Annotated in this window: 26 protein-coding genes; 19 read left to right on the forward strand and 7 right to left on the reverse strand. The window is 68.4% G+C overall.

Annotation, left to right across the window (positions count from 1 at the left end):
• Nucleotides 1-157: 157 nt before the first annotated feature.
• Nucleotides 158-547 carry a VOC family protein gene (locus IPV10_RS05795; RefSeq protein ID WP_207481386.1) on the forward strand — a complete coding sequence of 130 codons (390 nt, stop codon included), beginning with the start codon at nt 158-160 and terminating at the stop codon, nt 545-547.
• Between the two features lie 105 nt (nt 548-652).
• Here the strand turns inward: IPV10_RS05795 and IPV10_RS05800 are convergent, their stop codons facing one another.
• The 6 genes from IPV10_RS05800 to IPV10_RS05825 form a co-directional block, all read right to left on the reverse strand.
• Nucleotides 653-2392 (reverse strand): thiamine pyrophosphate-binding protein, encoded by a 1740-nt coding sequence (locus IPV10_RS05800; RefSeq protein WP_207481388.1) that lies wholly within the window; start codon nt 2390-2392, stop codon nt 653-655.
• 139 nt (nt 2393-2531) lie between these two features.
• Nucleotides 2532-3335, reverse strand: coding sequence for a class II glutamine amidotransferase (locus IPV10_RS05805; protein WP_207481390.1), 804 nt, complete (start codon nt 3333-3335; stop codon nt 2532-2534).
• Nucleotides 3336-3375: 40 nt separating this feature from the next.
• Nucleotides 3376-4869, reverse strand: coding sequence for an MFS transporter (locus IPV10_RS05810; RefSeq protein WP_207481392.1), 1494 nt, complete (start codon nt 4867-4869; stop codon nt 3376-3378).
• Between the two features lie 12 nt (nt 4870-4881).
• Nucleotides 4882-6306 (reverse strand): dihydroorotase family protein, encoded by a 1425-nt coding sequence (locus tag IPV10_RS05815; protein WP_207481401.1) that lies wholly within the window; start codon nt 6304-6306, stop codon nt 4882-4884.
• A gap of 1 nt (nt 6307) precedes the next feature.
• Nucleotides 6308-7213, reverse strand: coding sequence for an acetamidase/formamidase family protein (locus IPV10_RS05820; protein ID WP_207481404.1), 906 nt, complete (start codon nt 7211-7213; stop codon nt 6308-6310).
• Nucleotides 7213-8184 carry a branched-chain amino acid transaminase gene (locus IPV10_RS05825; protein WP_207481406.1) on the reverse strand — a complete coding sequence of 324 codons (972 nt, stop codon included), beginning with the start codon at nt 8182-8184 and terminating at the stop codon, nt 7213-7215. Before IPV10_RS05825 ends, IPV10_RS05820 begins: the two co-directional genes overlap by 1 nt.
• Nucleotides 8185-8463: 279 nt before the next feature.
• Here IPV10_RS05825 and IPV10_RS05830 point away from each other — a divergent pair, with 279 nt between their 5' ends.
• From IPV10_RS05830 to IPV10_RS05900, 15 genes are all read left to right on the forward strand, one after another.
• Nucleotides 8464-9348 (forward strand): ABC transporter permease, encoded by an 885-nt coding sequence (locus tag IPV10_RS05830; RefSeq protein WP_207481407.1) that lies wholly within the window; start codon nt 8464-8466, stop codon nt 9346-9348.
• Nucleotides 9345-10205 (forward strand): ABC transporter ATP-binding protein, encoded by an 861-nt coding sequence (locus IPV10_RS05835; protein WP_207481409.1) that lies wholly within the window; start codon nt 9345-9347, stop codon nt 10203-10205. The genes IPV10_RS05830 and IPV10_RS05835 overlap by 4 nt, the downstream gene beginning before the upstream one ends.
• 1 nt (nt 10206) lies before the next feature.
• The gene (locus tag IPV10_RS05840; protein WP_207481411.1) at nt 10207-11025 is read left to right on the forward strand and encodes an ABC transporter ATP-binding protein; all 819 of its coding nucleotides are present in this window, start codon (nt 10207-10209) and stop codon (nt 11023-11025) included.
• Entirely contained in the window at nt 11022-12095 is a 1074-nt protein-coding gene (locus IPV10_RS05845) for an ABC transporter permease (RefSeq protein WP_207481413.1), read from the forward strand. The genes IPV10_RS05840 and IPV10_RS05845 overlap by 4 nt, the downstream gene beginning before the upstream one ends.
• Before the next feature lie 75 nt (nt 12096-12170).
• Nucleotides 12171-12995 carry a hypothetical protein gene (locus IPV10_RS05850; protein WP_207481415.1) on the forward strand — a complete coding sequence of 275 codons (825 nt, stop codon included), beginning with the start codon at nt 12171-12173 and terminating at the stop codon, nt 12993-12995.
• Nucleotides 12996-13004: 9 nt separating this feature from the next.
• Nucleotides 13005-13823 (forward strand): MBL fold metallo-hydrolase, encoded by an 819-nt coding sequence (locus tag IPV10_RS05855; RefSeq protein ID WP_207481417.1) that lies wholly within the window; start codon nt 13005-13007, stop codon nt 13821-13823.
• A 68-nt stretch (nt 13824-13891) separates the two neighbouring features.
• Nucleotides 13892-15496, forward strand: a complete 1605-nt coding sequence (locus tag IPV10_RS05860) for an ABC transporter substrate-binding protein (RefSeq protein ID WP_207481419.1) — start codon at nt 13892-13894, stop codon at nt 15494-15496.
• 74 nt (nt 15497-15570) lie between these two features.
• Nucleotides 15571-16242, forward strand: a complete 672-nt coding sequence (locus IPV10_RS05865) for a cysteine hydrolase family protein (RefSeq protein ID WP_207481421.1) — start codon at nt 15571-15573, stop codon at nt 16240-16242.
• 16 nt (nt 16243-16258) lie between these two features.
• Nucleotides 16259-16966 carry a hypothetical protein gene (locus tag IPV10_RS05870; RefSeq protein ID WP_207481423.1) on the forward strand — a complete coding sequence of 236 codons (708 nt, stop codon included), beginning with the start codon at nt 16259-16261 and terminating at the stop codon, nt 16964-16966.
• Nucleotides 16963-17775 carry an MBL fold metallo-hydrolase gene (locus IPV10_RS05875; RefSeq protein ID WP_207481425.1) on the forward strand — a complete coding sequence of 271 codons (813 nt, stop codon included), beginning with the start codon at nt 16963-16965 and terminating at the stop codon, nt 17773-17775. The genes IPV10_RS05870 and IPV10_RS05875 overlap by 4 nt, the downstream gene beginning before the upstream one ends.
• A gap of 81 nt (nt 17776-17856) precedes the next feature.
• Entirely contained in the window at nt 17857-18780 is a 924-nt protein-coding gene (locus IPV10_RS05880; protein ID WP_207481434.1) for a polysaccharide deacetylase family protein, read from the forward strand.
• Complete coding sequence (locus tag IPV10_RS05885) at nt 18780-19190, forward strand: cupin domain-containing protein (protein ID WP_207481436.1); 411 nt, start codon at nt 18780-18782, stop codon at nt 19188-19190. Before IPV10_RS05880 ends, IPV10_RS05885 begins: the two co-directional genes overlap by 1 nt.
• On the forward strand, nt 19187-19939 hold the full coding sequence (locus tag IPV10_RS05890) for an aldolase/citrate lyase family protein (protein WP_207481438.1): 753 nt from the start codon (nt 19187-19189) through the stop codon (nt 19937-19939). The genes IPV10_RS05885 and IPV10_RS05890 overlap by 4 nt, the downstream gene beginning before the upstream one ends.
• Before the next feature lie 10 nt (nt 19940-19949).
• On the forward strand, nt 19950-20567 hold the full coding sequence (locus tag IPV10_RS05895) for a cupin domain-containing protein (protein ID WP_207481440.1): 618 nt from the start codon (nt 19950-19952) through the stop codon (nt 20565-20567).
• Nucleotides 20568-20581: 14 nt separating this feature from the next.
• Nucleotides 20582-21301 (forward strand): hypothetical protein, encoded by a 720-nt coding sequence (locus tag IPV10_RS05900; RefSeq protein ID WP_207481442.1) that lies wholly within the window; start codon nt 20582-20584, stop codon nt 21299-21301.
• Between the two features lie 3 nt (nt 21302-21304).
• On the opposite strand, the gene IPV10_RS05905 is transcribed toward IPV10_RS05900, so the two are convergent.
• A complete protein-coding gene (locus IPV10_RS05905) occupies nt 21305-22192 on the reverse strand; it encodes a polysaccharide deacetylase family protein (RefSeq protein ID WP_207481449.1) in 888 nt (295 codons plus the stop codon).
• Nucleotides 22193-22281: 89 nt separating this feature from the next.
• Between IPV10_RS05905 and IPV10_RS05910 the strand changes: the two genes are divergently transcribed.
• From IPV10_RS05910 to IPV10_RS05920, 3 genes are read left to right on the forward strand one after another with little or no spacing between them, the layout of a single operon-like run.
• The gene (locus IPV10_RS05910) at nt 22282-23658 is read left to right on the forward strand and encodes an amidohydrolase family protein (protein WP_207481465.1); all 1377 of its coding nucleotides are present in this window, start codon (nt 22282-22284) and stop codon (nt 23656-23658) included.
• A 20-nt stretch (nt 23659-23678) separates the two neighbouring features.
• The gene (locus tag IPV10_RS05915; RefSeq protein ID WP_207481467.1) at nt 23679-23819 is read left to right on the forward strand and encodes a hypothetical protein; all 141 of its coding nucleotides are present in this window, start codon (nt 23679-23681) and stop codon (nt 23817-23819) included.
• Complete coding sequence (locus IPV10_RS05920) at nt 23812-25209, forward strand: amidase (protein ID WP_207481469.1); 1398 nt, start codon at nt 23812-23814, stop codon at nt 25207-25209. The genes IPV10_RS05915 and IPV10_RS05920 overlap by 8 nt, the downstream gene beginning before the upstream one ends.

The raw sequence follows: 25209 nt of genomic DNA on the forward strand, positions 1-25209 counted from the left end.
CCGCTGTTCGAATCGCTCAAATGACCCCTTTCCGGACCTGGAAAGGGTCATTTGAGCGATTCGAAGGCTCGGGGGGAACCACTGGTGCGGTGTCGGTGGCTACGCATACGGTGGGTCGCGGACGGGGTACCGTGCCTCGCCACGGAGGGTGTGTGCGATGACTTGGAAGATCGAGCTCATCTTCGTGCCGGTCAGCGATGTGGACCGGGCGAAGGACTTCTACGAGAAGATCGGCTTCAACGCCGACCACGACCAGCGGCCCGTCGACGGCCTTCGCTTCGTTCAGATGACGCCCCCGGGGTCGGCCTGCTCGATCGCGTTCGGCACGGGTCTGGATATCCCGCTCGAGCCGGGACAGCAGAAGACGATCCAGGTGGTGGTTCCGGACGCCGACGAGGCGAAGGCGCATCTGGAGGGACTCGGCGTGCCGGCGAAGGGTGTCGAGGACCTCGGCTGGGGCCGCTTCGTATGGTTCGACGACCCCGACGGGAACACGTGGACGCTGCAGGAGCTGCCTGACTACAGCGCGCAGAACGCCGCCTCCTGAACTCAGGGCAGGCGCCCGAGATCCGGATGATAGGACGTCCCCGATCCGGATCTCGGGCTGTTCGCCGCGTCTCGGACTGCGGCAGAGGTCACCCGATGGGCTGCGTCAGGAGTTCACGCGGATGATCTCCTGCTGGTACGGGGCGATGACGTCTCCGGAGATGCGCAGGTCGAGCAGCAGGAAGCGGCGCGTCGCGGCATCCTCCTGCGCCCATGCCGCGAGGCGGTCGAGGTCGGCGAGCGTTCGCACGACGACGCCCTCCGCGCCCACCGCGGCGCCGAACGCGGCGAAGTCGACCTCGGGGATGCGCATCGGCCCCTCGGCCAGGCCCTTCAGCCCGTAGAGGTTCACCTCGGCGCCATAGGCCGCATCGTTCCAGATCACCGCGACGCCGCGGCCGCCGGCGGCGCGGACCGCCGACTCGAGGTCGGCGATCGCCATGAGCCCGCCGCCGTCACCCGAGGTGAGCACGACCGTCGACTCGCGGCGTGCGAGGGCGGCGCCGACGACGCTCGGCCAGCCCTGGCCGATGGACTGGAACGCGGTGCCGACCATCATCATTCGATCCGGAGCGGCGACCGGCCAGTACATGTTCGCCCAGCCGATGAAGTGCCCGCCGTCTGAGACGACGACGCGGTCCTCCGGCAGCAGCTCGGCGATGCGCCGCGCCGCCGAGCGGGGGTCGAGGCGGCCGTCGGGGGCGAGGTCGTCGCCCGCGGCGTACGCGCGCGCGGCGGCGACGTCGACGGTCTCGCGCCATCTCGGTGCGGGCACAGCTTCGGATGCCGCGTCCGACAGGCCGACGGCATCCGTCTCCGCCGCGGCGTGTCCGGTCCCGGATCCGAAGCTGTGCTCGGAAGCAGAGGACCCGGACACACGCGAGACGAGCGTCTCGGCCGCGATCCGGGCGTCGGCGCGCACGAAACCGCCGACGTGCGGGTGCGTGGCCGTAGGCGCGGTGTCGATCTGGAAGACGCGGGTTCCCGGTGCGAACAGCTCGCCGAACCGCATCGTGAACTGGTTGAGGGAGGCGCCGAAGACGACGGCGACGTCGGCGGTGTGGATGAGGTCCATCGCGCCATCGGCCCCGAATCCGCCGGTGACGCCCAAGTCGTGGTGAGAGTCGGGGAAGACGCCGCGGCCGAGTGCGGAGGATGCGGTCAGCGCCCCGGTCAGATCGGCCAGCTCGCCGAGCGCGGCACCGGCGCCGGCGAGCCAGGCGCCGCGGCCGGCGAGCAGGAACGGGCGATCGGCGGTGCGCAGCGCCTGCGCGATCTCGTCGAGCATCCCGTCGGCGAACTCGCCTTTCGGTGCGAGGGGAGCGGGGATCCTCGGCTCCGGGGCGGAAGGCACGTCGCCGGCCTCGAGCGCGGCGACGTCGTACGGGATCGCGAGGACCACGGGTACCCGGTAGGTGAGGGCGTGCTCGATCGCGATGACGGTCGTGGCCGCGGCATCCGTCCGTCCCACCGTGTACGTGCGCGCGCCGACGGCCGAGGCGAGCGCGATCTGGTCGACGTCCCACGGGCGGGGGCCCGACGTGGGCTCGTCGCCCACCACGAGCACGAGCGGCACGTGCGCCTGCACGGCCTCCGCGAGCGCCGTGATCGTGTTGGTGAAGCCGGCGCCGTAGGTCGACGTTCCGGCGGCGATGCGTCCGGACGCGCGGAAGTGCGCGTCGGCGGCGACCACCGCGCCCTGCTCGTGGCGGACAGCGGTGAAGACAGCATCCGTCTGCTTCTCGATCGCGTCGAGGAAGTAGGCGTTGCCATTGCCCATCACGCCGAAGACGGCATCGATGTGCTGGGCCAGGGCGAGGGCGACGTGGGCGGAGACGGTGGGCATGCGAAAGCCTTTCGAGACAGGGACGGAGTGAATGCTGATTCCGTATGTGTCTCGCCCTCGCGTCTGTGCAACAGAACGCCGCGGGTGCTTCGTGCCTCTTTTTCAGGCACCGGCCTCACGTGGACCGGACAGGTCGATTCTAGCCGTGCTCGGGGTGCAGCGCGATGGTCGAGCCGGTGCGATCGCCGAGGCGGATGGCAGTCACCGATTCGGGCGGCAGCGGCTCCCAGTCGAACTCGGCGACGCCGGTCGAGCCGATCACGATCGTGCCGTCCGGCTGCCGCTTCCAGCGCAGAGCGAAATAGTCCTCATTGTGCTCGTCGGGAAGATGGGCGTGCAGCGCGATCTCGTCGAGACTGCGATCGGAGAGGATGCTGTGCGCGCTCGCCCGGACGACGATCATCTGCTCGCGATCGAGCAGGATGGCGTTCAGGCTCGCGAGCGGGAAGACCTCGCGCAGCCGCCGGACGACCTGCACCGTGGCTTCGTGCAGCGGCAGCCCGAGGGCGAGTTGCTCGCGGATCAGGGTGAAGTACATCTCGCTGTCGGTCTCGCCCTCCATGCCGGCGAGGGCCTCGGGTGACAGCAGGGCCCGAAGCTGCGCGATCGGCTTCAGCGCGCCGTTGTGCTCGAAGGCCAGATCGCCGCGCTGGAACGGATGCGCGTTGTGGTCTGCGATCGGGATCCCGGACGTCGCCCAGCGCAGGTGCACCATGGCCGAGTGGGCTGGGGTCGTCATCGCGGCCTCGAAGCCCGGGTCGGTCACGGCCGATCGTGCGGACTTGTGCACGACGGGGGAGTCGCCGGCGTGCTCGACGCCAGCCCAGCCCCATCCGTCGCCGTGCAGGCGCGCGAGGGAGACCAGGCTCTCCATCCCGGGGTCGCCCAGTTCGCGCCGCACCGTGGAGGAGGCGGGAGAGACGAACGCGAACAGGCGGCACATGGTTCTTCGTTTGTACCTCATTCCGGATCGGCGCGCCCGCTCAACGGTGCGACTCCGCGAGGGGCCGCCGGTCGAGGGCGAGGATCATCACCATCGCGGCGAAGGCGAACGGCGCGAGGAGGAGGAAGAGCGGCGGGAGCGAGTCCGCGTAGGCCTCGGCGATCGCCAGACGGAGTGACGGCTCGAGCGTCGCGAGGCGCTCCGGGGAGATCGCGGCGACGCTGAGCCCCGTGGGTGCCTCGACCGCATGGGAGCGCAGCGCCGACATCATCGAGTGGTGCAGCCGAGCGGCGAAGGCGACCCCGACCAGCGAGATGCCCATCGTCGCACCCGCCTGGCGGAAGAAGTTGTTGGCGGCCGTGGCGACGCCGATGTGACGCACGGGGATCGCATTCTGCGCGAGAAGCGTCAGCAGCAGCACATTGGTGCCGACCCCGGCACCCAGCAGCGCCGCGTACAGCGACAGATGCAGTGCATCCGCATGCCGGTCGAGGGTGCCCAGCAGCACCAGCCCGACACCGACGGCACCTGCGCCGACCGCAGGGATGAGGATGTACCGGCCGGTGCGGGAAACGGCGAAGCCCGTGAGCGTCGACGCGAGCACGGTGGTGGCGATCATCGGCAGCAGGAGCAGGCCCGCGTGGAACGCAGAGAGGCCCAGCACCATCTGCGCGAACGAGGGCAGGTAGGCGAGCACGACGAACGATGACACCCCGCTGGAGAGCGTCCCGGCCAGCGTCGCCAGCATGAACGTCCGACTTCGGAAGAGGATGCCGGGAAGCACGGGCTGGTCTGCGCGGCGCTCGGCGAAGAAGAGGGCGAGGGCCGCCGCGATGCCCGTCGCGGCGATGAACCAGGACCATTCGGGGCTCAGCGTGCCGGAGGTCGCGGTCACCAATGCGGTGGTGGCGATGCACAGCAGCAGCATGCCGGCGATGTCGGGGCTGATCGGGGACTCACTGCGCGGAGTGCGCGTGATGTGACGGCCGCACAGCGCCATCGCGCCGAGCAGCAGCGGCAGAGTGCCCCAGAACACCCATCGCCAGCCGGGGCCGTCGGTGAGCCAGCCGCCGATCAGAACGCCGCTCGTCGTGGCCACAGCCCAGACGGATCCGAACGCGCCCGCGTACTTCGCGCGCTCCCTTGGCGGCACGGTCGCGGCCATGATCGTCTGCGTGAGCACCATCACCGCGCCGCCGCCGATACCCTGCACCAGCCGGGCGATGATCAGGACGTCGAGGTTCCAGGAAAGCGCACCGAGGAGCGTGCCGATCCCGAACACGGTGCTCGCACCGAGGAGGAGCGCCTTCCGGTCGATCACGTCGGCGAGGGCGCCGGCCAGTGGCATGCTCAGCGTCGCCGTGAGCACGAAGGCGGCCACGATCCAGCCGATGCGATCCAGCCCGCCGAGCTCCGCGATCACCGTCGGAAGCGCCGTGTTCAGCACAGTCTGGTTGAACGAGACGACGAGCATCGACGCCATCAGGCAGGCGACGAGGATCCGCACGGATCCGGACGACGCCCCCTCGTTCATCGGGCGCAGTGCTCAGCAGGCCGGGCGATTGAGCACGTCGGAGGAAACCCGCTGCTGCTGAAGCTCGCCGATCGGTCCGAGGAGGAGGTTGCGGTCATCGACCATCACGCGCCCGCGTAGCAGGGTCATGGTGTTCCATGCCCTGGTGCGATAGCCCTCCCACGGCGTGTAGTCCGCCTCATGCAGGTCAGCGGCCGTGACCCGGCGGTCGACGTTCGTGTCGAGCACGGCGAGATCCGCATCGCTGCCGACGGCGATCGCGCCCTTGCGGGGGTACAGACCGAGGATCTTCGCGGCGTTGGCCGAGGTGAGGTCGACGAAGCGCGTGAGGTCGAGACCCCGGTCGACGACGCCCTCCGTGTAGGCGACAGCCATCCGCATCTCCACGCCGGCGTGACCGCCGGTTGCGTCGTAGATCGTGTTGCCGCGGGTCTTCACGTCGAAATCGGTGCACACGCCGTCGGTGGCGAGCGTGCTGAGCGTGCCGTCGATCAGTGCCGGCCACATCCGGTCGCGGTCGTCGGCGTCTTTGAGCGACGGGTAGGTGTGGTAGATCGCGCCGTGCGGCTCGCGGTAGTTCTCGGCTGAGAAGTACGCGTAGTGGGGGAGGATCTCCCCGTAGATCGGAGCGCCTTCCCCGCGCGCCTGGCGGATCGCGTCGATGCCGTCGTTCGCACTCACGTGCATCAGGTAGATCGCGGCGCCGACGTGCCTGGCCAGCGTGATCGCGCGCTGGAACGACAGCCGCTCGGAGAGCACATTGTGCGCATGATGCATGTGCTCGATGCCGATGGTGCCCTGGTGCTTCAGGCGCCGGTAGGAGTACATGACGATGTCGTCGTCCTCGGCGTGCACGGCGAGCATGGCACCTGCGGCGGCCGTCTGCTCCATGATGCCCCACATGTTCCCGAGGTCCGTCTTCTGATACGGCCGGGTCGGCGTGGTGTTGGTCATCCACACCTTCCAGCTGCCGTGCCCGTTGCGCACGGCATCCGGGATCTGCTCGAGCACGCCGAACGGGATCTCCGGCTCCTTGAAGGTGCCGTGCAGAGCGAAGTCCGTGTATGTCTGGCCGTTCCATTCGGCAGCCTTACGGCGGAATGAATCCTCGAGGTCGTCGCCCGGCTGCCAGTGCGCGAAGTCGACGAGCGTGGTCGTACCGCCATGGATGGCGCCCTCGCTGACGCGGTCGGCGCCGAAGCACATGATGCCGCTGTCCGCGGCGGTGGGCAGCACCGAGTTCGTGTGGACGTGCGGGTCCACGCCGCCAGGAACCACGAGCTTGCCGGCCACGTCGATGACGCGCGCGGCCGAGTCGGGAGGGGTGGTGCCGGCGAGGGCCAGAGCTGCGATGCGTCCGTCTGCGATCGCGATGTCGAGGCGTTCGGCGCCGGCCGGCGTGACGACGAGTCCGCCGGTGATGAGGAGGTCGTACATCTCAATCCTCTTTCCGTTCGAAGGGTGTGGTGCGCAGATAGCGGGAGGGGAGGGTGACCTTGACGCTGCGCCGGGCGTTGACCAGCTGGGCGACGGAGACATCGGCGGCGGCGGACAGGAACATCGCCGTTCGCTCGCGCGTCCAACCGCGGTCTGCCTGCAGGATCGCCATCGTCTCGTCGAGTGCGACGGTCGCCGCCTCGTCGAGATCGGCGCCGTCGCCGAGCACGATCATGCGATCCTCCGCGAAAACCACTGGGCCGCGCACGGGGGCAGGGCGGACGACGCGACAGGAGAGCTCCACAGCCCCTTCCATCTCGACCGCGGTGAGTGAGCACTCCCCGTCGCCTTGGACAGCATGCAGGTCGCCGACGTACAGGCGTCCTCCTTCGAGCTGGGCCGTGATGAACAGCGATGACCCGGCGATGATGTCGCGACAGTCCATGTTGCCGCCGTACCGCCCCACGGTCGAGGAGCTCGGGCTGGCGTCCGCGGGGGCGAAGCCGATCTTGCCGATCATCGGCCGGATGGGGATCAGCACTTCATCGTCGAAATGGGCGAATCCGTCTCGCACTGGCACGATGTGGCCGTCCATCCGCAGCGGCGACCCGAATCCGCCGCGTCCGGGCATCGTCACCATTGCGCCACGATCGGCGAGGTGGATCTCGTGCACATCGATCCGCACGAGGTCTCCGGGAACGACACCGGAGATATCGATGGGTCCGGTGACCGGGATGCTGAGTGCGGAGTAGTCCTCGGTGCGTTCGAACGCGCCACCGGTGAGCAGGCTCCGCGCCTCGACGCGGAACAGCTCGCCCTGCTCGACCTGCAGCACGGACGGCGCGTCCGGATCGAACTCGGCGCGAGCGTGGAGGAACCCGACGTGCGCAGGAGACTCGACGTCCATCAGCGCGTCGCGGCGCCGTACACGGGGATCACCCAGTCGCGGTACTTCTCGATTCGGCCGCGGACGGCCTGCTGGTACAGGTCCTGGAGCTGCGAGGTGATCGGACCGGCGGCGCTGCCGTCGCCGATCGGCGTCCGATCCACAGAGGTGACATGGTTCACCTCGGCCGCGCTGCCGCAGACGAAGATCTCGTCGGCCGAATAGAGCTCGGTGCGATCGATGGGCCGGAGGTCGACGTCGAGCCCGAGTTCGGTCGCTGCGAGCTGCAGCACGCTGTCACGGGTGATGCCCTCGAGAATGCTCTCGGTCGACGGTGGCGTGCACAGACGCCCCTGGCGCACCATGAAGACGTTGTAGCCGGCACCCTCGGCGACGTGCCCGCTCTCGGTGAGGAGGAGCGCTGCGCCGTACCCGTTGCGCCGCGCCTCGAGGAGCGCCAGCCGCCCGTTCTGGTAGTTCGCGATCGACTTGATCCGCGGCGGCATCGCGCGGTCCGAAAGGCGGGCCCAGCTGCTGATCTGCACGTCGAGCCCAGTGGCGCCGAAGTAGTTTCCCATCGGGATCGCCGCCATGTAGACGGTGGCGGGCCCCGTGTCGTCCGGCTTGCCGTCTGGGGAGTCGACGAACACCTGTGCGCGCATGTGCAGGTTCGCCCGCAGCTCGTTCGCACGGACGAGCCCGAGCAGCTGGTCGGAGAGGACGTCGATGTCGGCGGGGCCGGCGATCTCGACGACGCGCATCGAGTCGAGCAGCCGGCGCATGTGATCCTGCACGCGGAAGGCGTACAACTCGCCGTCCTCCTCGCTCCAGTAGGCGCGGAAGCCCTCGAAGACGCCCACTCCGTACTTCATGCTCGTGCTGAGCACGTGCATCTTCGCGTCCGCGTACTCGATGAGCTCGCCGTCGTGCAGAAGGTAGCGAACGGGGGAGGAAGCGGTGGACATCAGCGGCACCATCCTGTCTGTCTTCATTGAAACGGGATTCTCATCACCATAATGAAGATTCATTGCCGTGATGTCAATGGCGATGAAGAGCAGGCTTCGCTGTGCGAGTCGCATTTCGCGACCTAAACCGCATTATTCCAAGTGGGATTGGGATACCCCCTTGACGCGAGGTCCAAGTGCGTCTTCAATAAAGTGAGGATCCGTTCAGGGTCCCGATGACGACGAGGTCAACCCGGGAGCTCCCATGTCAGAACTGTCGTACTCCGACGCGCACCCGGCGTGCGCCGACGCCGGAGGTGGTCGAACTTGACTGCTCAGATCCACCCGCCCACGTCTCCCGCGATCCGGGTCATCCGTTGGCGGCGCAGCCGCCTGCGCCTCGGCGGGCACGGCAACGCCATTGCGGTGGCGATCGCGCTCGTGATCATCGTCGGCCTTCCTGCGCTCGCGCTGATCGGGCCGTATCCGTTCGACCCTCTGCGTCCGGACCCCTACGCGATCGGCATCGCCCCGAACGCCACGCACTGGTTCGGCACCGACGGGAACGGCATGGACGTGTTCTCCCGTACGATCGAGGCCGCGAAGCTCGACGTGCCGATCTCGGTCGCCGCGACTCTTCTGGCGCTCGTCGTCGGCGTGCCGATCGGCCTCTTCGCGACGAGCGGGCGGGTGGGCGATGCCGTCATGCGGGTGGTCGACGCCTTCGCCGCCCTGCCGATCATCGTGATCGCCATCGTCGCGATCCAGCTCATGGGCGGCGGGGCGTGGAACGTCGTCCTCGCCATCGCGATCGTCGCCGCGCCCCGGTTCGTCAGGCTCTCCCGCGCCTCGGCTCTGGCCCTCCGCTCGTCGAGGTACGTCGAGGCCGCCATCGCGATCGGATGCTCGCCATTGAGGGTCGCCTTCAACCACGTCTTCCGGAACGCGTACGGCGTCGTCCTCGTGCAGGCCACGCTCACGGCGGCCAACGCCCTCGGCACCATCGCCGCACTGAACTTCCTCGGCGTGGGGGTCAAGCCTCCGCAGCCCACCTGGGGTGCGATGATCAGCGACGGAGCGAGCATGCTGATCCGCGGGGAGTGGTGGGCGGCGGCGTTCCCCACGCTGGCCATGCTGCTCGTCATCGCCTCCTTCAACGTGATCGCCGGAGCGATCGAGAACCGCATCGAGCGTCTGGAGCGTGCGCGATGAGCGTCGGACTCGAGGTCAGCGGCCTCGTCACGGATTTCGAGAGCAGGCAGCACTCGGTGCGCGCTCTCCATGGCATCTCCTTCGAAGTCGGCGAAAGCGAGATCGTCGGCATCGTCGGCGAGTCGGGATCGGGGAAATCGACCGTCGTCCGCTCGATCATCAAGCTGCTGATGCCCCCGGGGAGGGTCGCCGAAGGACACGTGGACTTCTACGGCACTTCGCTGCTCGAACTGCGCGAGCGCGAGCTGCGCCGCATCCGCGGCAAGGAGATCGGGTTCGTCGCTCAGAACCCGTTCAGCGCGCTCAACCCCGTTCTGCGGATCGAGAGGCAGTTCCAGAACATCGCCAGGGCGCACGGGATCCCGCGGGACGACGAGATGCGGCGTCGGGCGATCGAGCTGCTCGAGGCGACGGGCGTCAAGGAGGCCGAGCGGGTCATCGGAGGCTATGCGCACGAACTCAGTGGCGGGATGGCGCAGCGAGTAGTCATCGCGATGGCGCTTTTCCTCAATCCCAGGCTGGTGATCGCGGACGAGCCCACGACGGCGCTCGACCTCACCGTGCAGCGTCAGGTGCTCGACACGCTCACCCGGCTCACGACTGGGAGCGGCCGCTCGATGCTCATCGTCACCCACGACCTCGGCGTCGTCGCGAAGTACTGCGATCGGGTGCTCGTCATGTACCAGGGGCGGCTCGTCGAGCAGGGCCCGGTGTCGAAGGTCTTCGTCACCCCGGAGCACGACTACACGGCCTCGCTGCTCGAATCCGTGGTGCGTCCGGACGCCGCCCCGCCGGCCGGCACCGCTCCCATCCCCGCTGTCGACCTGGTGGGCGCACCGCGCCCGGGAGGGCTCTGAGATGGCCATCATCGAGCTGAAGGACGTCGTCAAGGCCTTCCCCTTGCCGCACGGCGGGTCCAAGATCGCGGTCGACGGCATCAGTCTTGCCGTGGAGCAGGGGGAGTGCCTCGGCATCATCGGAGAATCCGGTTCGGGCAAGTCGACGCTCGGTCGCCTGATCCTCCGACTCTATGAGGCCGACTCCGGGACGGTGCTCCTCGACGGTCGGGACATCGGCGCGCTGAGCCCTCGGGAGCTGCGCCGCAGCCGGCACCGGTGGCAGATCGTCTTCCAGGAGCCATTCGCCTCGCTGAACCCGCGCCTCACGATCGGGCAGATCGTCGAGGAGCCGCTCATCGTGGCCGGCAGCGTCAGGAGTCGCGTCGCGCGCCGCGAGCGCGTGGCCAGGACGCTCGAGGAGGTCGGTCTCTCGGGAGACTTCCTCGATCGCCGTCCCGCCAACCTCAGTGGAGGCCAGCAGCAGAGGGTAGGTATCGCGAGGGCGCTAGTCACCGACCCGAGCATCGTCGTACTCGATGAGCCGACGGCGTCCCTCGACCTCACCATCCGCGCATCGATCCTCCGGATGCTGAACCGTCTGCGGGAATCGCGGGATCTGACCTACGTCTTCATCTCGCATGACATCGAGACGGTGCGCCACTTCTGCTCGAGGGTGATGGTCATGCACCACGGCCGCTTCGTCGAGAGCGGCCCCGCGCTGCAGGTACTGGACAACCCGCAGGAGGAATACACCCGCGGCCTCATGTCGGCAGCCATGCCGCCGATCCCGTACCGAGGGCGCGCGCACGCGTCCGAGATTCAGGCAGGAGCATCATGATCCGCTATCTCGCGTCCCGCCTCGCCGTCGCGGCTCTGCTGCTGTGGGGGCTGATCACGCTCAGCTTCGCGCTCGTGTCCCTGCTGCCAGGCGACCCGGCTGTCGCGCTGCTCGGCGAATACGCCACGCCGTCGGATGTCGCCAGGATCAACGCCGAGCTCGGCCTCGACAAGCCCTATTTCGAGCGCTATCTCGACTATCTGCTGCGCACTCTGGGCGGCGACCTCGGAACCTCGTTCTTCACCGGCAGCTCGGTGTCCGAGGAGCTCTGGACGCGCGTGCCCAACACGCTCGTCTATCTCGTGCCGGGGCTGCTGCTCGCGCTCGTGATTGGCTTGGGACTCGGCACTCTCGCCGCGTACCGGGTGGGTCGCCTCGCAGACCGCTCGTTCAGCGTGGTCGTGTCGATCCTGATGGCGATGCCGGAGTTCGTGCTGGCCCTGCTGCTCCTCTACATCTTCTACCAGCAGCTCCGTGTCGCCCCGGCCCCCCTCGGGATGCTCTCCGCGGCCGACATCACCCCTCCGGTCATCACGGGCTGGCTTCCCGTCGATGCGGTCCTCGCCGGTCAATGGGGCACCGTCGGGTCGATCCTGAGCAGGGCAGCGCTGCCCATCGTCACTCTCGGTCTGTTCTTCGCGGCACCGTTCGGGAAGACCGTCCGCACGGGCCTCCTGCAGATCCTGAACTCGCCTCAGATCGAGTTCGCACGTGCGTGCGGGCTGCGGCCGTGGCAGGTCTTCGGCTACGCGCTCAGCGATGTCCGTGGGGCACTCATGACATACATGGTCCTGCTGTTCGCGGCCGCACTCAGCGGCGCGGCGATCGTCGAGAGCGTGTTCTCCTGGCCAGGAGTGGGCGGCTGGTCCCTCGACGGCGTGCTCAAGGGCGATGTGCCCGTTATTCAGGGGTTCGTCCTCGTGATGGGCGCGACGAGCCTGCTCGGGTACGTCATCCTCGACACTCTCATCACCCTGCTCGACCCTCGGACGAGGGCGATCGCGGCGCCAACCAGGGGGTCGCGGCCGCCGCTGACGGTCTCCGAGCCGGAGACCGTGCCGGCCGGCTGATTCCGCAGCGGAGTCGGCGTCCGGATCGGTGCCGAAACTCTTGACAGCACCCTCTATCTTCAATAGATTGAAGCCATGTTCACTAAAGTGCATGAAGACGAGTTGACAGTCCTCGGCGGGACCTACCCGCTCAGTGATCTCGTCAGCTGGGTTCCACGGGGCTCGACGGGGTACCAGTCATCCAACTGCTACCTCCTCAGCGAGGGCGACCAGCACCTCCTCGTCGACTCCGGGCTGGCCATCCATGGCCAGCAGGTGCTCGACGGCCTTGCCGAACTGCTCGGCGAAGGCGGGGGAGTGTCGGTCTTCTTCACTCGTCCTGAGATGGACTGCGTATCGAATCTCGAGCCCATCGCACGGCGCTTCGACATCCAGCGCCTCTTCACCGGCGGCGTGATCAACCCCTTCGACGCTTTCGACGATGTGGGCCTGCTCGCCCTGCGCGGCCGGCGCGAGCAGATCGACGGCACGCGTACGACCGAGGGCGACGCCGTCGAGCGGGCGATGAGCATCGAGATCGCACCCGGCCGCGTCCTCGCGGTGCAGTCCCCGCTGCTGCGCCTGCTTCCGACGTTCTGGGGGTGGGACGAGAAGACGGGGACGATCTTCACATCGGACACGTTCACGCACGGGGTGATGGACCGTCCGGATGGATATCGGTTCATCGACGACACCGTCGACGACCGCACGACGGTCGAGCAGGTCGCCGCTCACATCTCCGCCAAGTACGAATGGCTGCCGCGCGCGACGAAGCACCCGCTCAGGGACTGGCTCTCCGCGACTTTCGCCGAGCTCGAGCCCGAGACCATCGCCCCCTCGAGGGGCTCAGTCATCCGAGGGCGCTCCTCGGTGCGCCGCCACCTCGACCTCATGCTGGCCGCTCTGGCCGACGCCGTTTAGGAGAGCACCATGGACACCACCAACGCCGTCGAGACCATGAGCAGCGACTTCCCGCGCGAGATTGCGCCCGGAGTCTTCTGGATGGGGGCGTGCCTGCCCTTCCACCTCTCGGACCGGGTCATCCACGGTCACAACTCCGCCTACGTCGTGCGCGGCACCGACGCCTCGGTGATCGTCGACACCGGCAACCCGTCCAGCTGGCCGACGATCTCGAAGAAGCTCGACGAGATCCTCGGCGATGAGCCTCTGACCTATGTCTTCCCGACCCATCCGGAGCTCCCGCACACCGGCAACCTCCCGCGGCTCGTCGAGAAGTATCCCGAGGTGAAGGTGATCGGCGACATGCACGACTATCACCTGTTCTACCCGCAGATCGTCGGCAACCTTCACTCCAAGGCTCCGGGAGACCGGATCGACCTCGGCGGGCAGGAGCTCCTGATCGTCGAGGCGATGATCCGCGACCTGCCGAACACGCAATGGGCGTTCGCGAAGGAGGGCGGCGTGCTCTTCACCGCCGACGGCTTCTGCTATATGCACCGCCCGGAGCTGGACGATGAGGATCCGCTGCACCTCCCGGGCGAATGCGCGCTCACCACCGACGAGCTCGCGAAGCCCATCGCCGTGGAGAACGCCGCGTTCTTCACGGGCAGCGCGCTGTACTGGGCGCGCTTCAACAACGACGCGGACCGCGTCTACGACCGTGTCCTCGGGCTCATCGACGAGCTCGGGGTCCAGATGGTCGGTCCGACCCACGGCAACGTGATCACGAACATCCGTGCGGTCGAGCCCATCATCCGAGCGGGCCACAAGCAGGCCTACCGATACTGACGGAAGGCCTCCGCTCACCACCCTCGCTGTTCCCCTGTCATCACCCTGAGTTCAGAACGGAACCCGAAATGAAGCACAACCGCCTCGCAGGCCTCGGTGCACTCACCGCGACCGCCGTCGCTCTCGCCGGCTGCGCCGGCTCTGGCGCGAGCTCCCAGGAGAGCGCCGCGCCAGTCGCACTCGACAACGTCGTCGTCGCGGTCGGCGCACTGCCTGACAGCCTGACGCCCTCGCCATGGGGTGGCAGCGCCTCCCACGTCGTCCTGAGCGGACTCGGCTCGCAGCTGCTGACTTACGACCGCAGCGGCGGAGACGAGCAGAACTGCCTCGAGCCGTCCATCGAAGTCAGCGGAAGGCTGGCGGAGAGTGCCGAGATCAATCCCGAGGGCACCGGCGTCATCGTCAAGCTGAAGCAGCTCACCAGCCAGTGGGGCAACACCCTCTCCGCGGAGGACGTCGCGTGGAGTCTCGCGATCGGCATGGTCCGCCAACCCGTCATGAAGGGCACTCTGAAGACGAGCGGCTTCGACGTCGACAACCTTGTGACCGTCATCGACGACAGCACCGTCCAGCTCAACACGACCGCCATCAACTCGTACACGCTGGCCGCACTTCAGAACAACCTCTTCTACATCCACGACAGCGTCGAGGCGAAGAAGCACGCGACCGAGGCCGATCCCACCGCGAACGACTGGCTCTCGAAGAACCTCGCCGATTACTCCGGCTGGGAACTCGAGGAGTTCACGCCGGGAACCTCGCTGACGCTGACCGCAGACGAGGAGTGGGAAGGCGACCGGGGCTCGGTCGAGCGCCTGGTGGTCAAGGCCGTGCCGAACACCGCGACCAGGAGCCAGCTCGTCGAGTCCGGCGAGGCGCACGTCGCGGGGGCGTTCGAGTACGACCAGTACAGCTCGATGGCGGAGACCCCCGGCGTCGAGGTGCAGGACTGCGTGAGCCAGACCCGTGACACCCTCATGATGAACACCAAGGCGGGTCCCCTGGCCGAGCCCGAGGTTCGCCGGGCGATCTCCATGGCGATCGACCGCGAGGCGCTGCTCGAAGGAGCGTACGCGGGGTACGGCGAGCCGGCGAAGGCCATCTTCCCCGGCGTCGACGCGACCGAAAGCTACGAGTTCGACCCGGATGCGGCTAAGGAGGCCATCGCGGACGCCGGATACCCTGACGGCTTCGACATGGTCCTCAGCTACAGCGTGACACGGCCAGGGCCAGTCGCCGAGCGCTCAGCCGTGCTCATCCAGTCGATGCTCGGCGAAGCCGGCATCCGCGTGGAGCTGCAGAACATCGCCAGCTCCACGGACTTCTCCACGGCGCTCATCGAGGGACGCTACCAGGCCGTGCTCTACTCGGAGCCCATCGTCATCGCCGACCCGGCTTTCTACAGCTACGCGTTCTACGGCGGCGGCGCGCCGAGCAACAGCACCGGCTGGTCGGACCCGCGCTTCGATGAGGCGAGGATGCAGCTCGCGACGACGCCGTACGAGGACGCCGATGCGCGACAGGCGCTCCTGCAGGAGATGGCCGAGTACATCGACGAGGGCGCGCCCATCCTCTCCCTCGTGGAGACCCGGAACATGCTGGCACGCACAGCGGGGCTCACCGGCGCCGTCCCCCTCACCAACGGGCAGATCCACTTCGCCGGCCTCGGCGAGTGATCGGCTGACCGAGCATCCCGGTGCCGGCCGGCGAAAGACTCCCGGCCGGCACCGGACACGAAAGGAGAACGATCATGATCGAGATCTGCGGCAAGCAGGTGCGCGACACCCTCGAGGAGCTCCTCGACCCTCGGACGACCGCCCTCGTCGTCATCGACATGCAGAAGGGTGCGGTATCGCATGGCGGCGCCATCGGCGACTCCGGTCATGACATGAGCATGATGCCGCGCGTGGTGGAGCAGTGCGGCCGCGCCATCCGGGCGGCCAGGGCGAACGACGTCGCGATCTTCCACATCCGCGTGGAGAACCTGCCGGACGGCAAGAGTTCTCCGGCCGCGTGGCTGCGTGCCCTCTACACGGCGGCGAACGGCCGCCCGATCGACCTCGGAAGGCTGAGCGTCAAGGGCGACCCAGCAACGGACTTCTGCGAGCCGTGCGAGCCGGAGGACGACGAGGTCGTCATCACGAAGCGCCGCCCGAGCGCGTTCGTCAGCACCGAGCTCGAGCTGCTGCTACGCAGCCAGGGCATCGAATCCGTCGCGCTCGTCGGCGTCTCCACGGGAGGCTGTGTGGAGGCGACCCTCCGGGACGCCGTGCACAACGACTTCTACGCCGTGCTCATCGACGACGCGGTCGGCGCCTATGACGAAGTCGTGCACGACGCCGCGCTCACCGTGATGCGCGCCCGCCACGACCACTGTTCGCTCGACCAGGTGATCCAGGTCTGGGAGAACGCCGCTCGGTGAGCGGCAGGAGCCGATGATGACCACGACGAGCGTGCACCGGCTGGGCGGCGAGATCCGGCTCGATGAGCGGATCAGCTGGCGAGCGCCGGGCGCGGAGGGGACGCAGCAGGTCAGCTGCTACCTCATCGTCGGCGCTGCGGGCGCCGTGCTCGTCGACACGGGCATCCGCCTCCACGAGAACGTGATCCTCGAGCGACTGGGGTCGCTGCTCCCGGCCGGGACGCCGCTGTCCGTGCTGCTCACGCGAACCGAGATGGAGAGCTGCCTGAATCTGCCGATCATCGAGGAGCGGTTCGGCGTCGAGGCGGTCTGGTACACCGGGGGCATCACGGTGCCACGCAGCACCGCGGAGGTGCGACGTGTCAGCGTGGAACCGGGCACATCGCTGTGGATCGAGCCGTATCCGACGCTCCGGCTCGAGTTGATCTCGCCGATGCTGCGGCTGCTGCCCACGCTCTGGGTGCACGAGCCGCACAGTGGAGCACTGCTGACTTCCGACGGATTCACCCACGGCGACCGTCCCGTCGAATCGGGTCTCCACAAGTTCCAGTGGTTCCGCCGTGCCGAGACCTCGGCGATCGCGGCGCACGTGCGCCAGGTCGTCGCCGAGCGGAGCATCCGGTTTATCGCGCCCGGCTACGGCGAGCCGTTCACCGGGGAAGATCGCGTGCGCGCAGAGGCCGAGGCTCTCGCCGTGACGCTGGAGAGGATCGGGCTGTCATGAGAGTCGATGACGAGAGGGCTCGACTGATCGCCGACGGCGTCCACTGGCTCGGTGGCTGCCTTTCGGCCTTCGGGCACGGCGAAGAGGTCCATTACCACGTCTCGGCCTACCTCATCGTGGGGGAGACCCGCACCGCGCTGATCGACACCGGCGACCCCGCCCACCGGCAGCGCGTGCTCGCGCAACTCGACGACGTCCTCGGCGACCGGCCGCTCGACTACGTGATCCCCACGCATCCGGAGATCCCGCACGCGGGAAATCTCGCGGCGCTGCTCGACCGCTATCCCAGAGCGGTCGTGGCCGGGGAGGTGCGGGACTATCACCTGCACTTCCCCGAGTTCGCCGGACGCCTGCACGCGGTCGGCCCCGGTGAATCGCTCGATCTCGGCGGACGAGAGCTGCGGATGCTGCCGGCGTATATCCGCGATCTGGAGAACACCACCTGGGCTCACGACTCCGGTGCCGGTGTGCTGTTCGTCTCAGACGGATTCTCTTTCATCCACGACGTGCCGGGGCCCGATGACGAGGATGAGCCCGTGCACCGCCCGGGCCAGTGCCGTCTCTTCTCCGGCGAGATGCCGGAGCCGCCGACCGTCGCCCAGGCCGCCTACGGCACAGGGCGTGCCCTGTACTGGACAAGGTTCGTGGATGTGAGTGACGCCTTCGCAGCCATCGAGCGGGTGCTCGACGAGCATCCGACCCGGTTCATCGGGCCGGCCCACGGCAACGTCATCGACGACGTCGACGGGATGCTGCGCGTCTCGCTCGCCGCGCACCGCGCGGTCTACGAGGGGCGCGGACTCGGATGAACGGCAGCAGTGAACAGCAGGAACCGGCCGAAGCGGGCGCTATCGAGCGTCGATCGGGTCGACAGGGAGAGAGAAGAAGTGATGCGTGATCTCATCGGATACGGCGAGCACCCGCCGGTGGTCGGATGGCCTGGCGGCGCGCGCGTCGCCGTCTCCCTCGTCCTCAACTTCGAGGAAGGTGCCGAGAGGTCCATCGAGGCGGGCGACGCGCGGGACGAGGACATCTCGATCTTCGGCGGATGGTCGGCGGATCCCGCGCGGCGGAGCCTGATGAAGGAGTCGTTCTTCGAGTACGGCAGCCGCGTCGGAATCTGGCGGTACCTCGGCATGTTCCGCTCCTTCGGCGTTCCATCCACGGTGATGGCATGCGGTGTCGCTCTCGAGCGCAACCCCGAGGCCGCGCGTGCGATCGTGCGTGACGGGCACGAGATATGCGGACACGGGTACAAGTGGAGGGGTCTCGTCGGCATGACGCCGGACGAGCAGCGCGCAGAGATCCGGCGCTGCGTTGCCGCGATCGAAGAGGTCGCCGGAGTCACGCCGCAGGGCTGGTACGTCAGGGAGGGGATCACCGAGGAGACGCGCGGGATTCTGGTCGAGGAGGGCTTCCTCTACGATTCGAACTCGTACTCCGACGATCTGCCCTACTCCGTCGACACCGAGAACGGCCGGCACCTCGTCGTCCCCTACTCCGGAGACACGAACGACGCGCGGTTCTGGGGGAGCGGCAGCCTGGGCAGTCCTGACGACTTCTTCTCGGTCCTGAAGGACTCGCTCGACTGTCTCCTCCTGGAGGCCGAGGAAGCGCCGCGGATGATGTCGGTGGGCATCCACCTCCGCATCGGCGGCCGGCCCAGCGTGGCCATGGCAGTGCGGCGATTCCTCCAGTACGCGCAGGAGCAGGACGGCGTATGGTTCGCCACCCGCGCCGAGATCGCCCGGTGGTGGCTGGACAACGCGCCGGCCGCCTCCACGGCATCCGCGTTCGCCGAAGAGGCCCGCTGATGGCCGGCCCCGCGGTCGACCTCGGTCGCCTCGTCCACAACGCCGACGACATCGGATTCACGGATCTCGCGAAGACCGGTCTGAAGGGACAGCGTGACGAAGGGCAGGTCTGCACGCTCATCTCGCGCGAACTCAGCGGATCGGATGATCTGTGCGTCAGCCTCGGCCGGATCCTCCCCGGCCAGCACCATCTGTGCCATCATCACCCCGACGCATCCGAGTTCTACGTCGTCATCGCAGGCACGCCGATCGTGCATCTCGACGGCGTCGACCATCGTGCGCGCCCCGGTGACGGGATCTACATCCCTCGCGGCACCAGCCACGGCATCACGAACGACACGGACCAGACGGTCGAACTCGTCGTGGGCATGAGCAAGCCCGCCGACTGGGAATTCGTGTCCGACGAATGAACGTCGCCAGCCGTCGGCGGCCGGAGGTCGGCCTCATCACCGCAGACCCGACGCCCACTCTGCTCGGGCTGCTGAGCGTGCTCGGCATCGATTCGATCGTCGTCGATGCGGAGCAGACCGGCGTCACGGCGGCCGACTGCGCAGGCGTGGTGCAGCGGCTGCGTGGCAGCGGCGTCCGGGTCGGAGTGCGCGTGCCCTCGGTCGACGGCGACTGCCTGCTCACATTCGCCAACACCGGTGTCGATGAGCTCGTGCTGCCTCGTCTGCGCAGCCCGGACCCGCTTGAGACCGCGTACCGCGCGACGAGGTTCCCGCCTCTCGGCGAGCGGCCGCGACAGGTCTCGCCCGCCTCCGGATACGGCACGTCGTACGAGCACGCGCCGGTGCTGTCTGTGCTGTTCGAGACCGTCGAGGCGCTGGACCGCCTGGCGGACTTCATCGGACACCCGCGATTCCAGGGCGGCTGGGTCGGACCGACCGACCTGGCCGACGATCTTCGGCGCGCCGGTCGTGGTGACGAGCTCTCCGACGCGACGCAGCGGATCGTCGACGCGGTCGCGGACGCCGGGCACTCCATCGGACTGCCTGCGCCGAGCGCCGCGCGCGCCCACGAGGTGCACGCCCGCGGCGCCGACCGCAGTGCGATCTACTGGGAGCGCGAGATCGGCGCGGTGCTCCGGGAACTCGTGGGGGCGAGGCGCGAGAGCGCATCATCCTCTGGATATAATGACGCACCGTCATCAGAATGAAGGAATGAGCGTGGACGCCACTGCATCGCCGAAGGCTCTGGCCGAAGAAGGCCCCGATCGCGACTTCTGGATCGCTCATCTGGGCGCACAGCTGCGAGAGCAGCGCACCGGCCGCTTCACCGTCGAGGAGCTCGCTGAGCGTGCAGGCGTGAGCGCCGGCCTGATCAGCCAGATCGAGCGCGGCATCGGCAACCCGTCATTCGCGACACTGCTGCGTCTCGCGAACTCGCTCGATCTGCCGCTGGCGAGCATGTTCGCAGACCCTGATCCCGGCAACGACCATATGGTCGTCCGGCGCGCCGATCGACGCAGGATCGAGATCCCCTCACAGGGGATCATCATGGAACTCATCGTTCCCGACTCGGAGCGCAAGCTCGGCGTCGTGAACATGACGATACCTGCGCACTTCGACGGTGCGAGCGTGCCGCACTCCCACGAGGGCGAGGAGTGCGTGCTGGTCAGCGCCGGTCGCCTGGTGGCGACGGTGTCGGGTCGCGACTTCGAACTGGAGGCAGGCGACAGCCTCACGTACGACGCGTCCCTGCCGCATTGGTGGAGCAACCGCACCGACTCGGCAGCCGTGATGCTCGCCATCTCGACGCCGCCGTCGCTCGGTCGCGCGCACTGACACGGGGCGACCTGATGTCCGCTCCCGGACCGCGACGACGGCTCGGCATTCTCGTGCCTTCGTCGAACTCCAACGCCGAGTCGTCCCTGCAGCGCATGCTGGCCGGGCGGACCGACGTCTCGGCCCATGCCTCCCGCTTCCGGCTGCCGGCATCGCTGTCGGACCGTATCGATGCAGGCGTCCTCGGCGAGGCACCGGAGCTCCTCGCGGATCTCGAGCCGGACGCCGTCGCGTTTCACGGGACCTCGGGCTCCTGGACGGGCTTCGAAGGCGATCGCGAGCTCGCGGCCAGGCTCGAGGATGCCGTCGGCGCGCCGGCCACGACTGCTTCTCTCGCGGTGCGGGAGGCTCTCGACAGTCTCCGGATCAGCCGTGTCGGGCTCGTCTTCCCGGGGCCGCCCGATATCGCGGCGGGGATCGCCGCGCAGTACGGCGCCGACGGCATCGAGGTGGTGCGCACGTCGACCCCGGACGAGGTCCTGAGCAACGCGGAGATCGGCCGAGCCGACGAGGAATGGATCGCTGGGCTCATGCAACCCGCATTCGACGCGAAGGACATCGACGGCGTGATGTGCATCGGCACGAACCTCCGCTCGGCCTACCTCGTGGACAGCCTGGAGCGGGTGCACGGAATTCCGGTCGTCGACAGCGCGAGCGCGGTGCTCTGGCGGATGCTTCAGCTCGCCGGGGCGAACGGGCGCATCGCCGGGTGGGGGCGATTGCTGGCGTCCTGAAGCTCAGCGGTCGCGACGGCTCCACGCCGCCACGATCTCCCGCCGCGGGGCGATCCACGCACCGGTCTCGCTCGCGCGCGTCAGCAGCCCATCCAGCGCCCCGATGCAGCTCGGCCGCCCGATCAGGCGCGGATGCAGGCCGATGCTGAGCACCGAGGGGCCCTCCCGGTGATCGTCGAGGAGACAGTCGAGCGCACCCGTGAGGTAGGAGCCGAACGCGCGCGCGGTCGGGTACTGCGAGAGCAGGGCGGAATCGTTGGTATCGCCGGCGTAGGGAAGCACCGGCACGTCGATCCCGTCCGCGCCATCATGAGGCAGATCGTCGTTGAAGCTGTTCGAGTCGTACGCGAACGACGAATCGGACATGATCCGCCTGGTCGCCGGCGTGATCCCGTCCCGCGAGTACCACGTCGTCACCTCGGCGCCCGTTATCGCGGCTATCTCATCGCGCACGCGGTGGATGCGCGACTCCTCCTCCTCCGGGGAGAGATGCGTGTGCACATCCCACTTGTGCCCGTGTGCGGCGATCTCGTGCCCATCGCGGACGAGCGCCGCGGCGACCCGGGGGTTCGCCTCGAGGGCGACGGTGCAGCAGAAGGCGGTGGCGAGCGCCTTGTGCCGGCGGAGCGTGCGCAGCACGCGCCAGACCCCGGCGCGCGAGCCGTATTCGAAGGCGGACTCGAGGTCGAGGTTGCGTTGATCGGGGAGCGCCGGATGCCGCAGCCAGTGGCCGCCGAGATCGTCGGCGGCATCGCCGCGAGCGACGCTGCGCTCGGCTCCCTCCTCGATGTTCAGGACGATCGAGACGGCGACGCGGCTGCCGTTCGGCCATGCGAGAACGGGGGGATGCTCGCCGTATCCGCGCAGATCGCGGGGCATGGTGTCTGACATCAACGACTGTTCTCCCGTCTGGTCATATTGAAGAGTCTTCGATAAGATGAATCTACCGGCGAAGCGGCCGGTCGTCGAGAGGAATCGCGATGTCACTGCTGATCCGCGCAGGGGCTGTCGTCCCCGCCACCGGGGGCGTCGTCCTCGAGCGCGGCGGCGTCGTCGTGTCGCGCGGCCGGATCCTCGACGTCCTCGATGCCCGCGCCGCCGCCCAGCCGTTCGATGGACGCATCGTCGAGGAGCCAGACGGTGTCGTGATGCCCGGACTCGTGAACATCCACACACACGGGGTGAGCCCGTCCCCGCTCTTCCCGAGCGGATCGCCTGCGCTCTCCGAGGAGCGATGGCGGGCGAACCTGGACAGGCACCTTGAAACAGGGACGACGACGGTGCTCAGCACGTGCGGACTCGGCACCATGGAGGACATCGCCGAAGCCGACCGGCGACACCCGGTCCACGTGCGAGCCGCCACCGCGCACACTCCGAGCGCGCTCGCCGCGGCCAGGGCGGCTGACGGCGCAGGTCTCTCCGAACGGCATGCCCTGATGACCGTCGAGCGGATGCTCGAGTCAGGAGCCGTCGCGATCGGCGAGCTCGGCGGCGGTCAGACCCTCGGAGGGGGCGGTCAGGACCTGGTGTTCCTCCCCGCTGCGATCCTCGCCCGCACGGGGCGAACGATCTCCCAGGCGCAGGCCCGCTCGCTGAAGGAGTCGGTGCTCGGCAGGTTCATGAACGAGCGGAGCTACCGGCCGGAGGCCCTGCGTGCGGCCGCCGAGTCGTCCGGACTCGCGGACGTCGCCACCGAGGAGCTCAGAGAGCTGATCCTCAAGACCGTCATGCCGTCCGTCGGACACGCGCGCCACGGCATCCGTGAGGGTATCGAGCTCGCACGAATGCTGGGCGTCCCTGCTCTGGTGCACAGTGCGTCCGCCTCCGCCGAACTCATACGAGATCTGATCGCGGAGCGGGGGCGGCCGACGACGATCATCGCGGGGCACGTCAACCACACGTCCCACTCCGCTGACGAAGCCGTAGAGCTCGCCATCGCCGGAATGGAGGCCGGATGGTACGCGGAGGCGAGCGTCTTCGATCTCCTCGAGGGACGGGAGACGGTTCAGACCAGGGATCACTGGGACGCGCTGCTCAGCCGTCCCGGCCTCGTCGACGCGCTCGCCACGGACTACGGGCACGACGGGCGGCATGATCCCCTGATCGCCGCCGTGCAGGACGTGATCGACGCCGGACACCGTTCGCTGGCCGAGGCGGTCGAGATGGTCACCTCGGTGCCGGCTTCGCTGATACCCGGACTGGCTGAGGGCGGGGCGATGCTCCGCGCCGGTGCGCCGGCTGACATCGTGATAGCCCGGCGAGGCGACCTCAGAGACGTGCGGCGGGTGTTCGTCGGGGGAGAGGAAGTCGTGGTCGACGGGCGCCGGGCGACGGAGGTGCGCGCTTGCGAAGGCTGACGGCGCGGGAACGGCTGGCCGTGGCTGAGCTGCTCGGCACGACACCCGCACGAGAAGAGCTTGACGCGATCGCGGCCGCGATCGACGATCTGCGTGCAGGGCTCCCCGGCTTCCGTCGGGAAGCAGCCGCGCTGCTCGCGGAATGCGCCGATCATGAATGAGCTCTGGCGCTTGGACGTCGAGGCGGCGGCCGCGGCGCTCGCCGCTCGTGAGATCAGCAGCGTCGAGCTCGTCCGCTCTTCGCTCGCGCGCATCGAAGAGACCGAGCCGGCTGTGCACGCCTGGGCCCACATCGCAAAGGTCGGCGCTCTCACTGCTGCCTATGCGAGCGATGAAAGACGGCGCAGAGGAGAGCCGCTGAGTCGCATCGACGGCATCCCGATCGGGGTCAAGGACGTGATCGATGTCGAGGGGATGCCGACCCGTGCGGGCTCCGCATCCCTCAGCGGCAGCGGCCCCGTCCGAATCGATGCGGCCTCGGTCGCGCGGTACCGGGCATCCGGCGGGGTGCTGCTGGGAAAGACGCACACCTACGAGTTCGCCTTCGGGCAGGGGGAACCGCCCACTCGCAATCCTCGCGACCCCGCACGGTACGCCGGCGGGTCGAGCATCGGGTCCGGCGTGGCCGTCGCTGTGGGAGCCGTCCCGGCGACGTTGGGCACCGACACGGGTGGCTCCATCCGAAATCCTGCCTCCGTGAACGGTCTGGTCGGAATCAAGCCGTCGCGCGGGCTCGTCTCCACGGAGGGCAGCATCACGATCAGCGGCACGATGGATGCGATCGGCCCGCTCGCCTCCTCCGCAGCGGGGTGCGCGATCGTGCTCGACGCGATCGCCGAACGCGATCCCCACGACCCGTCGTTCGCAGCGGTCGCCGAGCGCACGGCGGAGGACGCGAACCTGCGCGTGGGCATGGACCGTCGGATGTGGGAGCGCTGGGGTGTGGTTCCCGCGGTCTCGGAGCGGATCGCCGAAGCGGCCGACGTGCTTGCCGCGGCCGGCATCGACGTTGTCGAGACCTCGCTGCCGGCCACCGATCTCGCCCTGACGGCGGGCCTTCTCATCTCGCTGTCGGAGTCGGTCAGATCGCATCGGGACCGGCTGCGACGCGATGCCGCCGGTTATCTGAGCGACACGCGGGTGATGATCGCGACCGGCGCGCTCCTGACGCCGCGAGACATCGAGCTCGCTCACCGGGTGCGCGTCGCGCTTCGGGTGAAGATCGAGTCAGTGATGAGAGCGGAGGGGCTGACTGCGATCCTCTCGCCGACGCTTCCGGCACCGGCGCCCCGGCTGGATGCGATGGCGAGCGAGCTGACCAGCAACGGGAGTCAGGCGTCACTCGGAAGCGCACTGCGCATGCTGAGCGCGGCCAATCTCACGGGCCTGCCGGCACTCAGCACGCCCGCCGGGACGCTCGACGGAAGGCCGGTCGGCATGCACCTCCTCGGGCGGATGCGGGGTGATGGAGAGCTCCTCGGTCTCGCCAGGCGCCATGAGAGCATCTCACCCTGGCGCGCGGAGCTGCCCGTCGAACCGGTGTCCGTCTGA

This window comes from Microbacterium sp. SD291 (genome assembly GCF_017355365.1).
GTDB lineage: Bacteria > Actinomycetota > Actinomycetes > Actinomycetales > Microbacteriaceae > Microbacterium.

Bases quoted from the DNA above. Each gene is read 5' to 3' on its own strand.
- IPV10_RS05810 (WP_207481392.1), bottom strand. From the start codon at position 4,869: ATGAACGAGGGGGCGTCGTCCGGATCCGTGCGGATCCTCGTCGCCTGC.
- IPV10_RS05795 (WP_207481386.1), top strand. From the start codon at position 158: ATGACTTGGAAGATCGAGCTCATCTTCGTGCCGGTCAGCGATGTGGAC.
- IPV10_RS05900 (WP_207481442.1), top strand. From the start codon at position 20,582: ATGTCCGCTCCCGGACCGCGACGACGGCTCGGCATTCTCGTGCCTTCG.
- IPV10_RS05815 (WP_207481401.1), bottom strand. From the start codon at position 6,306: ATGTACGACCTCCTCATCACCGGCGGACTCGTCGTCACGCCGGCCGGC.
- IPV10_RS05850 (WP_207481415.1), top strand. From the start codon at position 12,171: ATGTTCACTAAAGTGCATGAAGACGAGTTGACAGTCCTCGGCGGGACC.
- IPV10_RS05910 (WP_207481465.1), top strand. From the start codon at position 22,282: ATGTCACTGCTGATCCGCGCAGGGGCTGTCGTCCCCGCCACCGGGGGC.
- IPV10_RS05920 (WP_207481469.1), top strand. From the start codon at position 23,812: ATGAATGAGCTCTGGCGCTTGGACGTCGAGGCGGCGGCCGCGGCGCTC.
- IPV10_RS05855 (WP_207481417.1), top strand. From the start codon at position 13,005: ATGGACACCACCAACGCCGTCGAGACCATGAGCAGCGACTTCCCGCGC.
- IPV10_RS05875 (WP_207481425.1), top strand. From the start codon at position 16,963: ATGAGAGTCGATGACGAGAGGGCTCGACTGATCGCCGACGGCGTCCAC.
- IPV10_RS05905 (WP_207481449.1), bottom strand. From the start codon at position 22,192: ATGTCAGACACCATGCCCCGCGATCTGCGCGGATACGGCGAGCATCCC.
- IPV10_RS05800 (WP_207481388.1), bottom strand. From the start codon at position 2,392: ATGCCCACCGTCTCCGCCCACGTCGCCCTCGCCCTGGCCCAGCACATC.
- IPV10_RS05885 (WP_207481436.1), top strand. From the start codon at position 18,780: ATGGCCGGCCCCGCGGTCGACCTCGGTCGCCTCGTCCACAACGCCGAC.
- IPV10_RS05890 (WP_207481438.1), top strand. From the start codon at position 19,187: ATGAACGTCGCCAGCCGTCGGCGGCCGGAGGTCGGCCTCATCACCGCA.
- IPV10_RS05865 (WP_207481421.1), top strand. From the start codon at position 15,571: ATGATCGAGATCTGCGGCAAGCAGGTGCGCGACACCCTCGAGGAGCTC.
- IPV10_RS05825 (WP_207481406.1), bottom strand. From the start codon at position 8,184: ATGAAGACAGACAGGATGGTGCCGCTGATGTCCACCGCTTCCTCCCCC.
- IPV10_RS05860 (WP_207481419.1), top strand. From the start codon at position 13,892: ATGAAGCACAACCGCCTCGCAGGCCTCGGTGCACTCACCGCGACCGCC.
- IPV10_RS05820 (WP_207481404.1), bottom strand. From the start codon at position 7,213: ATGGACGTCGAGTCTCCTGCGCACGTCGGGTTCCTCCACGCTCGCGCC.
- IPV10_RS05840 (WP_207481411.1), top strand. From the start codon at position 10,207: ATGGCCATCATCGAGCTGAAGGACGTCGTCAAGGCCTTCCCCTTGCCG.
- IPV10_RS05870 (WP_207481423.1), top strand. From the start codon at position 16,259: ATGACCACGACGAGCGTGCACCGGCTGGGCGGCGAGATCCGGCTCGAT.
- IPV10_RS05835 (WP_207481409.1), top strand. From the start codon at position 9,345: ATGAGCGTCGGACTCGAGGTCAGCGGCCTCGTCACGGATTTCGAGAGC.
- IPV10_RS05805 (WP_207481390.1), bottom strand. From the start codon at position 3,335: ATGTGCCGCCTGTTCGCGTTCGTCTCTCCCGCCTCCTCCACGGTGCGG.
- IPV10_RS05845 (WP_207481413.1), top strand. From the start codon at position 11,022: ATGATCCGCTATCTCGCGTCCCGCCTCGCCGTCGCGGCTCTGCTGCTG.
- IPV10_RS05880 (WP_207481434.1), top strand. From the start codon at position 17,857: ATGCGTGATCTCATCGGATACGGCGAGCACCCGCCGGTGGTCGGATGG.